The 14,659-nt window shown below is 59.7% G+C and carries 16 protein-coding genes; 13 read left to right on the forward strand and 3 right to left on the reverse strand.

Going from position 1 to position 14,659, the window contains the following annotated elements; translation table 11 throughout:
• Window positions 1-84: 84 nt before the first annotated feature.
• On the reverse strand, window positions 85-438 hold the full coding sequence (gene uraH, locus A7J50_RS20170) for a hydroxyisourate hydrolase (protein WP_064453396.1): 354 nt from the start codon (window positions 436-438) through the stop codon (window positions 85-87).
• A gap of 389 nt (window positions 439-827) precedes the next feature.
• On the opposite strand from uraH, the gene puuE reads away from it, so the two are divergent.
• From puuE to A7J50_RS20205, 8 genes are all read left to right on the forward strand, one after another.
• Entirely contained in the window at window positions 828-1,754 is a 927-nt protein-coding gene (gene puuE, locus A7J50_RS20175; protein ID WP_064453397.1) for an allantoinase PuuE, read from the forward strand.
• Entirely contained in the window at window positions 1,751-2,266 is a 516-nt protein-coding gene (uraD, locus tag A7J50_RS20180; RefSeq protein ID WP_064453398.1) for a 2-oxo-4-hydroxy-4-carboxy-5-ureidoimidazoline decarboxylase, read from the forward strand. Before puuE ends, uraD begins: the two co-directional genes overlap by 4 nt.
• 78 nt (window positions 2,267-2,344) lie before the next feature.
• Window positions 2,345-3,340 carry an allantoicase gene (gene alc, locus A7J50_RS20185; RefSeq protein WP_064453399.1) on the forward strand — a complete coding sequence of 332 codons (996 nt, stop codon included), beginning with the start codon at window positions 2,345-2,347 and terminating at the stop codon, window positions 3,338-3,340.
• Between the two features lie 120 nt (window positions 3,341-3,460).
• Complete coding sequence (locus A7J50_RS20190) at window positions 3,461-3,964, forward strand: ureidoglycolate lyase (protein WP_003209110.1); 504 nt, start codon at window positions 3,461-3,463, stop codon at window positions 3,962-3,964.
• A 50-nt stretch (window positions 3,965-4,014) separates the two neighbouring features.
• On the forward strand, window positions 4,015-5,325 hold the full coding sequence (locus A7J50_RS20195) for a urate hydroxylase PuuD (protein WP_064453400.1): 1,311 nt from the start codon (window positions 4,015-4,017) through the stop codon (window positions 5,323-5,325).
• A gap of 193 nt (window positions 5,326-5,518) precedes the next feature.
• Complete coding sequence (locus tag A7J50_RS20200) at window positions 5,519-6,862, forward strand: nucleobase:cation symporter-2 family protein (RefSeq protein ID WP_064453401.1); 1,344 nt, start codon at window positions 5,519-5,521, stop codon at window positions 6,860-6,862.
• A 56-nt stretch (window positions 6,863-6,918) separates the two neighbouring features.
• A complete protein-coding gene (locus A7J50_RS31455; RefSeq protein WP_156526299.1) occupies window positions 6,919-7,296 on the forward strand; it encodes a hypothetical protein in 378 nt (125 codons plus the stop codon).
• Window positions 7,297-7,311: 15 nt separating this feature from the next.
• A complete protein-coding gene (locus A7J50_RS20205; RefSeq protein WP_064453402.1) occupies window positions 7,312-8,097 on the forward strand; it encodes an outer membrane protein OmpK in 786 nt (261 codons plus the stop codon).
• Between the two features lie 108 nt (window positions 8,098-8,205).
• Here the strand turns inward: A7J50_RS20205 and A7J50_RS20210 are convergent, their stop codons facing one another.
• Window positions 8,206-9,336 (reverse strand): patatin-like phospholipase family protein, encoded by a 1,131-nt coding sequence (locus A7J50_RS20210; RefSeq protein WP_064453403.1) that lies wholly within the window; start codon window positions 9,334-9,336, stop codon window positions 8,206-8,208.
• Window positions 9,337-9,365: 29 nt separating this feature from the next.
• Window positions 9,366-10,301 (reverse strand): lipid A biosynthesis lauroyl acyltransferase, encoded by a 936-nt coding sequence (locus A7J50_RS20215; RefSeq protein ID WP_064453404.1) that lies wholly within the window; start codon window positions 10,299-10,301, stop codon window positions 9,366-9,368.
• A 119-nt stretch (window positions 10,302-10,420) separates the two neighbouring features.
• Here A7J50_RS20215 and minC point away from each other — a divergent pair, with 119 nt between their 5' ends.
• From minC to A7J50_RS20240, 5 genes are all read left to right on the forward strand, one after another.
• Complete coding sequence (gene minC, locus A7J50_RS20220; protein ID WP_053257249.1) at window positions 10,421-11,158, forward strand: septum site-determining protein MinC; 738 nt, start codon at window positions 10,421-10,423, stop codon at window positions 11,156-11,158.
• A 200-nt stretch (window positions 11,159-11,358) separates the two neighbouring features.
• Window positions 11,359-12,171, forward strand: coding sequence for a septum site-determining protein MinD (gene minD / locus A7J50_RS20225; protein ID WP_057011745.1), 813 nt, complete (start codon window positions 11,359-11,361; stop codon window positions 12,169-12,171).
• A 3-nt stretch (window positions 12,172-12,174) separates the two neighbouring features.
• On the forward strand, window positions 12,175-12,429 hold the full coding sequence (gene minE / locus A7J50_RS20230) for a cell division topological specificity factor MinE (RefSeq protein ID WP_003175252.1): 255 nt from the start codon (window positions 12,175-12,177) through the stop codon (window positions 12,427-12,429).
• A gap of 96 nt (window positions 12,430-12,525) precedes the next feature.
• Window positions 12,526-13,161: an RluA family pseudouridine synthase gene (locus A7J50_RS20235; RefSeq protein WP_003192838.1), complete on the forward strand. Its 636-nt coding sequence runs from the start codon at window positions 12,526-12,528 to the stop codon at window positions 13,159-13,161.
• A gap of 110 nt (window positions 13,162-13,271) precedes the next feature.
• Entirely contained in the window at window positions 13,272-14,561 is a 1,290-nt protein-coding gene (locus A7J50_RS20240; RefSeq protein ID WP_053257251.1) for a M18 family aminopeptidase, read from the forward strand.
• Window positions 14,562-14,659 lie beyond the last annotated feature (98 nt).

Here is a 14,659-nt window from a genome sequence, read left to right on the forward strand (position 1 = left end):
CACGGGAACAGGCAAAAAAAAGCCCGCAGTGTGGGCGGGCGAAAAACCAACGAAGAGCTTTGGGGGTGTGAAGCGAGGTGACGCTCAGCTACCGCGATAGGTGGAGTAGCTGTAAGGCGAAATCAGCAGTGGCACATGGTAGTGATCCTGTTCGGCACTGATGCCGAAGCGCAGCACCACCACGTCGAGGAACGCAGGTGCAGGCAATTGCACCCCACGGGCGCGGTAGTAGTCGCCGGCGTTGAATTGCAGCTGATAGACACCGCTGACGTAATCGTCGCCTTGCAGCAGTGGCGCATCACAACGGCCGTCGCTGTTGGTAGTGGCGGTGGCAACCAGCTCCAGCTGCGCGCCTTCGACGCGGTACAGCTCGACCTTGATGTGACTGCCGGGGCAGCCGTGTGCGGCGTCCAAAACGTGTGTGGTCAAACGTCCCATGGCGTCTACGCGCCTCCTGAAGTCAGTAGAAGAGAAACCTGCACTTTTTCGGGGCATCGAAAAAGCCGGCGATGGCTGATTAAGACACTTTTTAAAAAAATTGTACACAATAAAAATCACAAACTTTGCGATCCTCCCGGTGGGGTTAATCGGTAGGGCAATTGATGGGTAATCCTTGCTTTCAAACGACCTTTTGTCCATTAGCTGACCAGTTAGGCAAGTTTCTTGCTACGCCATATTCAACGAACGCTGCAGAAAAAATGCAGAAATTCGGGCTTACAAAGTTAGCGATAAGTTGTATACAATCACTCATCGCTGTGACGCCACCCAGTCTTTTCACTGCCCGGACGCCACACACACCGCTACCACGCACAAGAAGGAAGACTGCAGTGAGCGCTGACTACCCACGCGACCTGATCGGTTACGGCAGTAACCCTCCTCACCCACACTGGCCGGGCAAGGCGCGCATCGCGTTGTCTTTCGTACTGAACTACGAAGAAGGCGGCGAGCGCAATATTTTGCACGGTGACAAAGAGTCCGAAGCCTTCCTCTCGGAAATGGTCTCGGCCCAACCGCTGCAAGGCGAGCGCAACATGAGCATGGAGTCGCTGTACGAATACGGCAGCCGTGCCGGTGTGTGGCGCATCCTCAAGTTGTTTAAAGCATTCGATATCCCGCTGACCATCTTCGCCGTGGCCATGGCCGCCCAGCGCCACCCGGATGTGATCCGCGCGATGGTCGCCGCCGGTCACGAGATCTGCAGCCACGGCTATCGCTGGATCGACTACCAATACATGGACGAGGCCCAGGAGCGCGAGCACATGCTCGAAGCGATCCGCATCCTCACCGAACTGACCGGCGAGCGCCCACTGGGCTGGTACACCGGGCGCACCGGCCCCAACACACGGCGGCTGGTGATGGAGGAAGGCGGCTTCCTCTACGACTGCGACACCTATGACGACGACCTGCCCTACTGGGAACCGAACAACCCCACCGGCAAGCCGCACCTGGTGATTCCCTACACCCTGGACACCAATGACATGCGCTTCACCCAGGTCCAGGGTTTCAACAAGGGCGACGACTTTTTCGAGTACCTCAAAGACGCCTTCGACGTGCTCTATGCCGAAGGCGCTGAAGCCCCGAAAATGCTTTCCATCGGCCTGCATTGCCGCCTGATCGGCCGCCCTGCCCGCCTGGCCGCCCTGAAGCGTTTTATCGAGTACGCCAAAAGTCACGAACAGGTGTGGTTCACTCGCCGAGTCGACATTGCCCGTCACTGGCACGACACCCATCCGTACACGGGAGCGGCGAAATGACTGCGTTCCAAACCTTGAAACCGTCGACCCTGAGCCGCGATGAATTCATCAACGCCTTCGCCGACATCTACGAACATTCGCCATGGGTGGCCGAAAAGGCCTTCGACCTGGGCCAGGACGCCTCGATCGATGAGATCGAAACCCTGCACCAGCGCATGAGCGACATCCTGTTGAGTGCCGATCATGCCAGCCAGCTGGCGCTGATCAACGCTCACCCGGACCTGGCCGGCAAAGCCGCCGTCCAGGGCGAGTTGACCGAAGCCAGCACGAATGAACAAGCTGGCGCCGGTATTCACCAATGCTCGAGCGACGAGTTTTCGCGCTTCACCGAGCTGAACGACGCTTACAAAGCCAAGTTCAAGTTTCCCTTCATCATGGCGGTAAAAGGCAGCAACCGGCATCAGATCCTGGCCGCGTTCGAAACGCGCATTCACAACCCGGCAGACGCCGAGTTCCAATGCGCGCTGGCCGAGATCAATAAAATCGCGTTGTTCCGATTACTGACCCTTTAGCAGACCGGGCCCGAGCGCTCATGACGCCCAGGGCCTGGCGAGCATCCCAAGCCACCTAACTCAAGGCAGACAAGAAGAATGAAAGCTTACGCCGTACCTTTCGAGAAGTTCGTCAACCTGGCCGACGCCCGTCTTGGCACCAAGATTCTTTCGGTGACCGATGACTGGTTCGCAGACGCCAACCGCCTGTTCCAGCCGACTCCGGCCGTGTGGAAGGAGGGCGTTTTCGATGACAACGGCAAGTGGATGGACGGCTGGGAGTCGCGCCGCAAGCGCTTCGAAGGCTACGACAGCGCGGTGATCCGCCTGGGCGTACCGGGCTCGATCAAAGGCGTGGACATCGACACTTCATTCTTCACCGGCAACTTCCCGCCGTCGGCCTCCCTGGAAGCCTGCTTCCTGGCCTCGGGCGATCCTGACGAAAACACCCAGTGGGTGGAAGTGCTCTCGGCCGTCGAGCTGCAAGGCAACAGCCACCACTACCACGAGATCAACAACGACAAAGCCTTCAGCCACTTGCGCTTCAACATCTACCCGGATGGCGGCGTGGCCCGTCTGCGTGTGTACGGTGTGCCGTTCCGCGACTGGTCGTCGGTGGGTGACAACGAACAAGTCGACCTGGCTGCAGCCTTGAACGGCGGTCGTGCCCTCGCTTGCTCCGACGAACACTTCGGGCGCATGAGCAACATCCTCAACCCGGGCCGTGGCATCAACATGGGCGACGGCTGGGAAACTGCCCGTCGTCGTACACCGGGCAATGACTGGGTGATCGTCGCGCTGGGCCACCCGGGTGAGATCGAGAAAATCGTGGTCGACACCCTGCACTTCAAGGGCAACTACCCGGACACCTGCTCGATTCAGGGCGCGTTCGTGAAGGGCGGCACCGACAGCCAGATCGAAACCCAATCGCTGTTCTGGCGCGAACTGCTGCCGGCGCAGAAACTGGAGATGCACGCCGAACACACCTTCGCCGAGCAGATCAAGGCACTGGGCCCAATCACCCACATCCGCCTGAACGTGTTCCCGGATGGTGGTGTGAGTCGCCTGCGAGTCCTGGGCAAAGTCGCCAAGTAAGCGGTTAACCCGATCGCAGGCAAGCCAGCTCCCACAGGGTTACGCGGTCAAATGTGGGAGCAGGGCTTGCCCGCGATAGCAATAGACCAAACAACACAGCATTCGGATAAGAAGACAGCCATGCGCACACTGATGATCGAACCCCTGACCAAAGAAGCCTTCGCCCCTTTCGGTGACGTTATCGAAACCGACGGCAGCGATCACTTCATGATCAACAACGGGTCGACCATGCGCTTTCATAAACTGGCGACGGTCGAAACCGCGACGCCTGAAGACAACGCCATCATCAGCATCTTCCGCGCCGACGCGCAGGACATGCCGCTGACCGTGTGTATGCTGGAGAGACACCCGCTGGGCAGCCAGGCTTTCATTCCGCTGCTCGGCAACCCCTTTCTGATCGTGGTCGCGCCACTTGGCGATGAACCTGTATCGGGCTTGGTCCGCGCCTTCGTTACCAACGGCAGGCAGGGCATTAATTACCATCGCGGCGTCTGGCACCACCCGGTGCTGACGATCGAAAAGCGGGATGACTTCCTGGTGGTTGATCGCAGTGGCACCGGCAATAACTGCGATGAGCATTTTTTCAAAGAGGATGAGCGGTTGATCCTCGCCCCCCACCAATAAGAGAAGGTCTGATCACTCGACAACAGAGTGACAGGCGAGAGGTAAAGACTGTGGAAGCACATTTGATGGAATGGCTGAACCTTAGCGTGCGCTGGGTTCACATGATCACCGGCGTCGCGTGGATCGGCGCTTCTTTCTACTTCGTCTGGCTGGAAAACAACCTCAATCGCGTCAACCCCAAGGACGGCCTGGCCGGCGACTTGTGGGCGATCCACGGTGGCGGTATCTACCACCTGGAGAAATACAAACTGGCCCCACCGACCATGCCGGACAACCTGCACTGGTTCAAATGGGAAGCCTATTTCACCTGGATGTCCGGCATCGCGCTGCTGTGCGTGGTGTTTTACGCCAACCCGACCTTGTACCTGCTGGCCCCGGGCAGCAGCCTCAGCGGTCCGGAAGGTGTATTGCTGGGCCTCGGCTCGCTGTTGGCCGGTTGGTTCATCTACTCCTTTCTCTGCGATTCGGCACTGGGCAAGCGCCCCGCCCTGCTCGGCTTGATCCTGTTCGTGCTGTTGATTGCCGCTGCGTACGGCTTCAGCAAAGTGTTCAGCGGCCGCGGTGCGTACCTGCATGTGGGCGCCGTGATCGGCACTATCATGGTCGGTAACGTGTTCCGCATCATCATGCCCGCACAGCGCGCGCTGGTGGCGGCGATCGCGGAGAACCGCACACCCGATCCGGCGTTGCCGGCCAAGGGTTTGTTGCGTTCACGTCACAACAACTACTTCACCTTGCCAGTGCTGTTCATCATGATCAGCAACCACTTCCCGAGCACCTACGGCAGCCAATACAACTGGCTGATCCTGGCCGGTATCGCCGTGGCGGCCGTGTTGGTGCGTCACTACTTCAACACCCGTCACAACAGCCAGAAATATGCGTGGACCTTGCCGGTTGGCGCGCTGGCGATGATTTGCCTGGCATACGTGACCGGCCCGAAACCTGTGGCAACTGCACCGGATGTCGCCAAGGCGCCTGCCGCGATCGAATACCAGCCATTGCCCGAAACCGCCTTGGGTGGCGGCTTGAAACCTGCCGCACCGGCAGCGCCTGCCACACCTGCCACACCTGCCGCCGCACCTGCGCCCGCCCAGGCATCGATTGATTTCGACAAGGTGCATGGGGTGATCCAGGAACGCTGCGCCGTGTGCCATTCGGCCAAGCCCACCAGCCCGCTGTTCAGCACGGCACCGGCTGGCGTGATGTTCGACACCCCGCAGCAGATCCAGCAAATGGCGCCGCGCATTCAAGCGCAAGCCGTGGCCAGCCAGATCATGCCGCTGGGCAACATCACCCAGATGACTCAGCAGGAGCGGGATTTGATTGGCACCTGGATCAATCAGGGGGCTCGCACCAATTAACTGATTCACAGAGCTCCAATGTGGGAAGGGGCTTGCTCCCGATACCGGTGGTTCATTCACCGATATGTTGAATGAAACATCGGTATCGGGAGCAAGCCCCCTCCCGCAGGGGATTTGTGGTGCTTTGAAGATTGCGTTCCACCCGGCAATTGACTGCCGAACAACACAACAATAAAAAGATCCGAGGTGTTGCATGTCCCAGTTAGAACCGCAGACTCCTGCTGCGCCCGCCATGGTGCGGCTGCCCCTCTTGCAACTGATTCTGGTAGGCCTGCAACACGTCTTGCTGATGTACGGCGGTGCCGTCGCCGTCCCCCTGATCATTGGCCAGGCCGCTGGCTTGAGCCGTGAAGAAATCGCCTTTCTGATCAACGCCGACCTGCTCGTCGCCGGTATCGCCACGCTGGTGCAGTCGTTCGGTATCGGCCCTGTGGGCATTCGCATGCCGGTGATGATGGGCGCCAGTTTCGCCGCCGTCGGCAGCATGGTCGCCATGGCCGGCATGCCAGGGATCGGCTTGCAGGGCATCTTCGGCGCGACCATCGCCGCCGGGTTCTTCGGCCTCGTCATCGCACCGTTCATGTCGAAGGTTGTGCGCTTCTTTCCACCGTTGGTAACCGGCACCGTCATCACTGCGATCGGGCTGTCGCTGTTTCCAGTGGCCGTGAACTGGGCCGGTGGCGGCAGCGCTGCCGCCACCTACGGCTCGCCGATTTATCTGGCGATTGCCGCGCTGGTACTGGCGACCATCCTGCTGATCAACCGCTTCATGCGCGGCTTCTGGGTGAATATTTCGGTGCTGATCGGCATGGCACTCGGCTACGGCCTTTGCGGCATGATCGGCATGGTCGACCTCAGCGGCCTGGCCCAGGCACCGTGGGTGCAAGTGGTGACGCCGCTGCATTTTGGCCTGCCTAAATTCGAGTTGGCGCCGATCCTGTCAATGTGCCTGGTGGTGGTGATCATCTTCGTCGAGTCCACCGGCATGTTCCTCGCCCTGGGCAAGATTACCGGCCAGGAAGTCACGCCGAAGATGCTCCGCCGTGGCTTGTTGTGTGATGCCGGTGCGTCGTTCTTCGCCGGTTTCTTCAACACCTTTACCCACTCCTCGTTCGCCCAGAATATCGGCCTGGTGCAGATGACCGGCGTGCGCTGCCGCTCGGTGACGATCATGGCCGGGGCCTTTCTGATTGTGCTCAGCCTGCTGCCCAAAGCCGCGTTTCTGGTGGCATCGATTCCACCGGCAGTATTAGGCGGTGCGGCGATTGCCATGTTCGGCATGGTCGCGGCGACCGGCATCAAGATCCTGCAGGAAGCCGACATCGCCGACCGCCGCAACCAATTGCTGGTGGCGGTCAGTATCGGCATGGGCCTGATCCCCGTGGTGCGCCCGGATTTCTTCGCGCAACTGCCGCTGTGGATGAACCCGATAACCCACAGCGGGATTGCCATGGCCACCCTCAGCGCGTTGTCGCTGAATGTACTGTTCAACATCCTCGGTGGCTCTGAACGCCCTGTGGCCGCCCCTACGCATTGATTCCTTCCTGCTCTTGATAAGAACAACAAAAACAATAACGAACAGGGAACACCCGCATGCACACCCTTCACCTGGGGCCGGTCACACGCCGCGCCCCATTCTTGCCCCACGCGCTCTTTTACAGCGCACTTGAGCCAAGGCTTGTGAGCCAGTATTCTCCGCGCCCGCTCGAATCGACTCAAAAAAAAACAGCCAATGTAAAAGCTGACTGCAAGGCCAACTTATCCCGGCCCCGCAGCAGCTGCCAACGTGCGCAAAAACCCTCTGAATTCGACTGCATCCGATGCAGCCGACGGGGATTTTTTGGCTTTTTAAACACCTTGGCGCAGCTCTTGCTAAAAGCATTAAAGCTGACCGAACAGACGATTTTTGCAGCGAACCAAAAGGCGCCACACCAGAGCGTCTGCGTAGAAGAAAAAACCATAAAACTTTAACTCGGGAGCAACCGAATGAAACCTATGTTCAAAGGCCTGATGCTGGCGGGATCCCTGCTGGCCGGTAGCCAGGCAGTGGCCGGTGATTTGTTGCAGTGGCAGAACAACAGCCTGACGTATCTGTATGGCAAGAGCTTCACCATCAACCCGTCGATCCAGCAAACCCTCACGTTCGAACATGCCGACTCATGGAAGTACGGCGACAACTTCCTGTTCGTCGACCGCATCTTTTACAACGGCAAGGAAGATGGCAACTTCGGCCCGAATACGTATTACGGTGAGTTCACGCCGCGCTTATCGTTCGGCAAGATTTTCGACAAAGACATGTCGTTCGGCCCGATCAAAGACGTCTTGCTGGCAATGACTTACGAGTTTGGTGAGGGCAATAACAATTCCTACCTGATCGGCCCAGGCTTTGACCTGAATGTGCCCGGCTTCGACTTCTTCCAGTTGAACTTCTACCAGCGCCACCCGGCAGGCGATCGCCCTGGCAACAACATCTGGCAGATCACCCCGGTATGGGCGTACACCATTCCCGTGGGCAGCTCCGATGTGCTGATCGACGGTTACATGGATTGGGTCGTCGACAACGACAAGAACCCGCGCGGCACCTACCACGCCAACCTGCACTTCAACCCACAGGTTAAATATGACCTGGGCAAGGCGCTGCATTGGGGCGCGAAGCAGTTGTACGTCGGTTTCGAATACGACTACTGGAAGAACAAGTACGGGGTTGAAGACAGCGGCGCGTTCAGGACCAACCAGGACACCGCGAGCTTTTTGGTCAAGTACCACTTCTAACAGTTGACCGCCACTCCCTGTGGGAGCTGGCTTGCCTGCGATAGCTATACGTCTGTGCCGAATGCATTGACTGACACACCGCTATCGCAGGCAAGCCAGCTCCCACATTCAGCTCGGTGCCAGGCCCAGGAATCGTGACAGCTCCTCACGCTTGGCCAACGCATCTTTGCGCCCCAACTCAATCAACTCGCTGCAATACCCTGCCTCGAACAGCAAGTAACTCAACACCCCTGCCCCACTGGTCTTGGTCGCCCCCGGCCCGCGCAAGAACAGGCGCAACGCCGCCGGCAGCTCTTGCCGATGCCGCGCCGCGATTTCATCGATCGGCTGGCTGGGCGCAATTACCAGCACGTCCACCGCCGACAACCCGGGCGCGTAATGGCTGAACGGGTTCAGACGCTCAAGCAGTTCGATATCACCTTCCAGGCTGTCAATGAACGTGCTGTTGAGCATGTGCCCACCGATCTGCGCCAGGGTGGGTTGCTGGCCGGTGTAAGTGCGTTGGGTCGACGGTTCATTACCCCGTGGGTTGCCACTCACCCCCACCACCAGCACCCGGTTTGCGCCCAAATGCAACGCTGGGCTGATGGGCGCCGACTGCCGCACGGCCCCATCGCCAAAAAACTCCTGGTCGAGTTTGACCGGCGCGAACAGCAAGGGAATCGCGGAGCTGGCCAGCAAGTGCTCGACCGTCAGTTGGGTTGGCAAGCCGATACGCCGATGACGCAGCCAGGCATTGATGGTGCCGCCACCTTGGTAAAAGGTCACCGCTTGCCCGGATTCGTAACCGAACGCCGTGACCGCCACCGCATGCAGGTGTTTTTTGCGGATGGCTTCATCGATACCCTGCAGGTTCAACCTGTCGTTGAGCAAATCCCGCAACGGCGCACTGTTGAGCAATGCGACCGGCACTTGGGCGCCCAGGCCCAGCAGACTGTGGATAAGGAAACGACTGGCTTGGTGGATGACACCTGGCCAGTCGCTGCGCAACACCAGGTGGCTGCGAAAGCCCTGCCAGAAGGCGGTGAGGCGCTGGATGGCGGCGGTGAAGTCCATGGCACCGCTGGCCAGGCTCACCGCATTGATCGCGCCGGCCGAGGTGCCGACAATCACCGGAAAAGGATTCGGCGCCCCCGGTGGCAGCAGTTCGGCAATAGCCGCCAGTACCCCTACTTGATACGCCGCTCGCGCCCCACCGCCGGAAAGAATCAAACCTGTGACCGGTTCGGCTGGGCGCATAGCGTCACTCCATGGGGGGAAAGGTAGTGTTACCGACGGCGCTTTTCGTACAGCTTAGCCTCACCCGGTGGCCGGCTCTTGAAGCGCCGGTGGGTCCACAGGTATTGCTCGGGGCATTCGCGTACCGAGGCTTCGACCCACTGGTTGATACGCAGGCAGTCGATCTCATCGGTTTCGCCAGGGAAGTCGGTCAACGGCGGGTGGATCACCAGGCGATAACCACTGCCATCGGCCAGGCGCTCCTGGGTAAACGGCATCACCAGTGCCCTGCCCAGGCGCGCAAACTTGCTGGTGGCGGTCACGGTAGCCGCCTGAATGCCGAACAACGGCACGAAGATACTTTGCTTGGCGCCGTAGTCCTGGTCCGGCGCGTACCAGATGGCTCGGCCCGAGCGCAGCAATTTGAGCATACCGCGCACGTCGTCGCGTTCCACCGCCAGGGAATCGAGGTTATGCCGCTCACGGCCACGGCGCTGTATAAAGTCGAACAGCGGGTTGCCATGCTCGCGGTACATGCCATCAATGGTGTGCTTCTGCCCGAGCAGGGCCGCGCCGATTTCCAGGGTCGTGAAGTGCAAGGCCATCAGGATCACGCCCTTGCCGTCCAGATGCGCCTGCTTCAAATGTTCAAGCCCTTCGACATGGGCCAGGCGCGCCAGACGCGACGTAGGCCACCACCAGCTCATGGCCATCTCAAAAAAGGCGATGCCGGTGGACGCGAAGTTTGCCTTGAGCAACTGCTTGCGCTCTTGGGCGGACTTTTCCGGGAAGCACAGCTCGAGGTTGCGCGCGGCGATGCGGCGGCGATCACCAGCCACGCGGTACATGCCCGCACCAAGCAATCGACCAATGGTCAACAACGCCCGGTAGGGCAACTGAGTGATCAGCCACAGCAAGCCGAGCCCCAGCCATAGCAGCCAAAAACGCGGGTGAAGAAATACAGCTCGAAAACGCGGGCGATCCATTACAGATTCCGGTAAAGACAAGGGCCGCGCATTCTACAACGGTTCGACTCGGCTTGCGGCCCGTGGATGTTCTCGTTATAAGTCTCGACACTTTTCGTGACAAGCCGCTTTTGCCGACCATGAGCCAAACCGAACCGCTAGACCAAGATCCCGTGTTCCAGCTGAAAGGCAGCATGCTCGCCATCACCGTGCTGGAGCTGGCCCGCAATGACCTCGACGCCCTGGACCGCCAACTGGCCGCCAAGGTCGCCCTGGCGCCGAATTTTTTCAACAATGCCCCACTGGTGCTGGCCCTGGACAAACTCCCGGCCGGCCAAGGCGCGATTGATTTGCCCGGCCTGATGCGCGTGTGCCGCTCCCATGGCTTGCGTACCCTGGCAATTCGCGCCAGCCGTATCGAAGACATTGCCGCGGCCATCGCCATTGAACTGCCAGTACTGCCACCGTCCGGTGCCCGCGAGCGCCCGCTCGACCCGACGGAAGGTGAAGTGAAGAAAAAACCGGAAAAACCGCCGGAACCCACGGTCAAGCCTACAAAGATCATCACCTCCCCCGTACGCGGCGGGCAGCAAATTTACGCCCAGGGCGGCGACCTCGTGGTGATCGCTCCGGTCAGCCCGGGTGCGGAACTTCTGGCCGATGGCAACATCCATGTATACGGCCCGATGCGCGGACGTGCCCTCGCCGGCATCAAGGGCGATACCAAGGCGCGTATTTTTTGCCAGCAGTTGACCGCTGAGCTAGTGTCGATCGCAGGCCAGTACAAGGTTTCAGAAGATTTGCGCCGTGATCCGCTGTGGGGGGCCGGGGTACAAGTCAGCCTGTCGGGCGATGTGTTGAACATCATCCGTCTTTAACGGATACTGCCGCATTTTCCAAGCATCTCTAGACTCTGATAGCACAGCGAAACCGGCAAGACTTACGTAGGAATAATTAGAAGTTGGCTTTCCTTTTCGGGAACCACATCTTTTTCCTACAAAGGCTGTCCGCCTGCAGCGAGTTCCAAGAGATGTTTTTCAGGGACCGAAAAGTCCTTTTTCCTTAGGGGTGAAACACCTTGGCCAAGATTCTCGTGGTTACATCCGGCAAGGGTGGTGTGGGTAAGACCACCACCAGCGCCGCTATCGGTACCGGCCTCGCTCTGCGCGGCCACAAGACAGTCATCGTCGACTTCGACGTCGGTTTGCGTAACCTCGACCTGATCATGGGCTGCGAACGCCGCGTGGTGTACGACTTCGTCAACGTAGTGAACGGCGAAGCCAACCTGCAACAGGCCCTGATCAAGGACAAGCGCCTTGAGAACCTGTACGTGCTGGCCGCCAGCCAGACCCGTGACAAAGACGCGCTGACCAAAGAAGGCGTAGGCAAAGTTCTCGCCGAACTGAAAGAAACTTTCGAATACGTGGTGTGCGACTCCCCGGCCGGTATCGAAACCGGTGCTCACCTGGCGATGTACTTCGCCGATGAAGCCATCGTGGTGACCAACCCGGAAGTGTCCTCGGTACGTGACTCGGACCGCATGCTCGGCCTGTTGGCCAGCAAATCCAAGCGCGCCGAAGATGGCCAGGACCCGATCAAGGAACACCTGCTCCTCACCCGTTACAACCCGGAGCGCGTCAGCAACGGCGAAATGCTCGGCGTTGAAGACGTGAAGGAAATCCTCGCCGTGACCCTGCTGGGCGTGATCCCGGAATCCCAAGCCGTGCTGAAAGCTTCCAACCAGGGCGTGCCGGTGATTCTTGACGACCAGAGCGACGCCGGCCAGGCGTACAGCGATGCCGTAGATCGCTTGCTGGGCAAGACCGTGGAACATCGCTTCCTCGATGTAAAGAAGAAGGGATTCTTCGAGCGTATCTTTGGAGGCAACTAAACAATGAAATTTCTCGACTTCTTTCGCGCCAACAAAAAGCCAAGTACCGCGTCGGTAGCGAAAGAGCGTCTACAGATCATCGTGGCGCACGAACGCGGCCAACGCAGCACACCGGACTACCTGCCAGCCTTGCAAAAGGAACTGGTCGAGGTGATTCGCAAGTACGTCAATATCGGCAACGATGACGTGCACGTCGCCCTGGAAAACGACGGCAGCTGCTCGATTCTGGAACTCAATATCACCCTGCCTGATCGTTAATCGAAAAGGCGGCTGCCACGGCGGCTCGGTCACCTTGATCCCTTTGCGGGAACCGGGTGAGCGAGCCGCCGTTGGCGTTTGTTACGAGGCTGTTTAATGCCGCTGTCCAATATTCATATCCTGCATCAGGACGATGCTGTCCTGGTGGTGAACAAGCCGACCTTGCTGCTCTCGGTGCCCGGCCGCGCCGATGACAACAAGGACTGCCTGATCACCCGCCTCCAGGAAAACGGCTACCCCGAGGCCCGCATTGTCCATCGCCTGGACTGGGAAACCTCAGGGATCATCCTGCTCGCGCGGGACGCCGACACCCACCGCGAACTGTCCCGTCAGTTTCACGATCGCGAAACCGAAAAGGCCTACACCGCCTTGGCCTGGGGCCAGCCGGCACTGGACAGCGGCAGCATCGACCTGCCCCTGCGCTACGACCCGCCGACCAAACCACGCCATGTGGTCGACCATGAGTTCGGCAAGCATGCGCTGACCTTCTGGAAAGTACTGGAACGTTGCGGTGACTGGTGCCGCGTCGAGCTGACGCCGATTACCGGGCGTTCGCACCAGTTGCGTGTGCATATGCTGTCGATCGGCCACCCGCTGTTGGGTGATGGCTTGTACGCCCACGAACAAGCCCTGGCCGCCTGGCCGCGCCTGTGCCTGCATGCGAGCATGTTGAGCTTTACGCACCCGCAAAGTGGTGAGCGGCTGCGCTTTGAGTGCCCTGCCCCTTTCTAAGTTGGCAATGCATTAAAAATGTGGGAGGGGGCTTGCCCCCTCCCACATTTGTAATGTGCACTTCTGGCCATCGAACGGTAAACTCCGCGCATTGCTGTCTGGAGCTATTTATGCGCGAAGCGTTGAATCAAGGCCTGATCGACTTCCTCAAGGCCTCCCCTACTCCTTTTCATGCCACTGCCGCCCTCGCCCAGCGCCTGGAAGCGGCCGGTTACCAGCGTCTCGACGAGCGCGAAACCTGGGCCACCGAGGCCAACGGTCGCTATTACGTGACCCGTAACGATTCCTCGATCATCGCGTTCAAGCTCGGCCGCCACTCGCCGCTGCAGGGCGGGATTCGCCTGGTCGGCGCCCACACCGACAGCCCGTGCCTGCGGGTCAAGCCCCAGCCGGAGCTGCAGCGCCAGGGCTTCTGGCAGTTGGGTGTGGAAGTCTACGGCGGTGCGCTGCTGGCCCCATGGTTCGACCGCGACCTGTCGCTGGCCGGCCGCGTGACCTTCCGCCGCGACGGCAAGGTCGAGAGCCAGCTGATCGACTTCAAGCTGCCCATCGCCATCATCCCCAACCTGGCCATTCACCTGAACCGTGAAGCCAACCAGGGTTGGGCGATCAACGCACAGACCGAGCTGCCGCCGATCCTGGCGCAATTCGCCGGTGACGAACGCGTGGACTTCCGCGCTGTGCTCACCGAGCAACTGGCGCGCGAACACGGCCTGAACGCCGACGTGGTACTCGACTACGAGTTGAGCTTCTACGACACCCAAAGTGCTGCAGTGATTGGCCTCAATGGCGACTTCATCGCCGGCGCCCGCCTCGACAACCTGTTGTCGTGCTACGCCGGCCTGCAAGCCTTGCTCACCAGCGAAACCGATGAAACCTGTGTGCTGGTGTGCAACGACCACGAAGAAGTCGGCTCCTGCTCGGCCTGCGGTGCCGATGGTCCGATGCTGGAACAGACCCTGCGCCGCCTGTTGCCGGAAGGTGATGAATTCGTACGTACCATTCAGAAATCACTGTTGGTGTCGGCGGACAATGCCCACGGTGTCCATCCAAACTACGCCGAGAAACACGACGCCAACCATGGCCCGAAACTCAATGCGGGCCCGGTGATAAAGGTCAACAGCAACCAGCGCTACGCCACCAACAGCGAAACCGCCGGCTTCTTCCGCCACCTGTGCATGGCCCAGGAAGTCCCGGTGCAGAGTTTTGTGGTACGCAGCGACATGGGCTGCGGCTCGACCATCGGCCCGATCACCGCCAGCCATTTGGGCGTACGCACCGTGGACATCGGCCTGCCGACGTTTGCCATGCACTCCATCCGTGAACTGTGCGGCAGCCATGACCTGGCGCATTTGGTGAAGGTACTGGGTGCGTTCTACGCGAGCCGCGACCTGCCCTGAATTTGCAGGGCAACTCGGTCAAAAATGTGGGAGGGGGCTTGCCCCCGATAGCAGTGGGTCAGTCAACATTTTAGTGACTGATAGACTGTCATCGGGAG

This window comes from Pseudomonas antarctica, assembly GCF_001647715.1.
Lineage (GTDB): Bacteria > Pseudomonadota > Gammaproteobacteria > Pseudomonadales > Pseudomonadaceae > Aquipseudomonas > Aquipseudomonas antarctica_A.

Bases quoted from the DNA above. Each gene is read 5' to 3' on its own strand.
- uraH (WP_064453396.1), bottom strand. From the start codon at position 438: ATGGGACGTTTGACCACACACGTTTTGGACGCCGCACACGGCTGCCCC.
- uraD (WP_064453398.1), top strand. From the start codon at position 1,751: ATGACTGCGTTCCAAACCTTGAAACCGTCGACCCTGAGCCGCGATGAA.
- alc (WP_064453399.1), top strand. From the start codon at position 2,345: ATGAAAGCTTACGCCGTACCTTTCGAGAAGTTCGTCAACCTGGCCGAC.
- A7J50_RS20190 (WP_003209110.1), top strand. From the start codon at position 3,461: ATGCGCACACTGATGATCGAACCCCTGACCAAAGAAGCCTTCGCCCCT.
- A7J50_RS20200 (WP_064453401.1), top strand. From the start codon at position 5,519: ATGTCCCAGTTAGAACCGCAGACTCCTGCTGCGCCCGCCATGGTGCGG.
- A7J50_RS31455 (WP_156526299.1), top strand. From the start codon at position 6,919: ATGCACACCCTTCACCTGGGGCCGGTCACACGCCGCGCCCCATTCTTG.
- A7J50_RS20205 (WP_064453402.1), top strand. From the start codon at position 7,312: ATGAAACCTATGTTCAAAGGCCTGATGCTGGCGGGATCCCTGCTGGCC.
- A7J50_RS20210 (WP_064453403.1), bottom strand. From the start codon at position 9,336: ATGCGCCCAGCCGAACCGGTCACAGGTTTGATTCTTTCCGGCGGTGGG.
- A7J50_RS20215 (WP_064453404.1), bottom strand. From the start codon at position 10,301: ATGGATCGCCCGCGTTTTCGAGCTGTATTTCTTCACCCGCGTTTTTGG.
- minC (WP_053257249.1), top strand. From the start codon at position 10,421: ATGAGCCAAACCGAACCGCTAGACCAAGATCCCGTGTTCCAGCTGAAA.
- minE (WP_003175252.1), top strand. From the start codon at position 12,175: ATGAAATTTCTCGACTTCTTTCGCGCCAACAAAAAGCCAAGTACCGCG.
- A7J50_RS20235 (WP_003192838.1), top strand. From the start codon at position 12,526: ATGCCGCTGTCCAATATTCATATCCTGCATCAGGACGATGCTGTCCTG.
- A7J50_RS20240 (WP_053257251.1), top strand. From the start codon at position 13,272: ATGCGCGAAGCGTTGAATCAAGGCCTGATCGACTTCCTCAAGGCCTCC.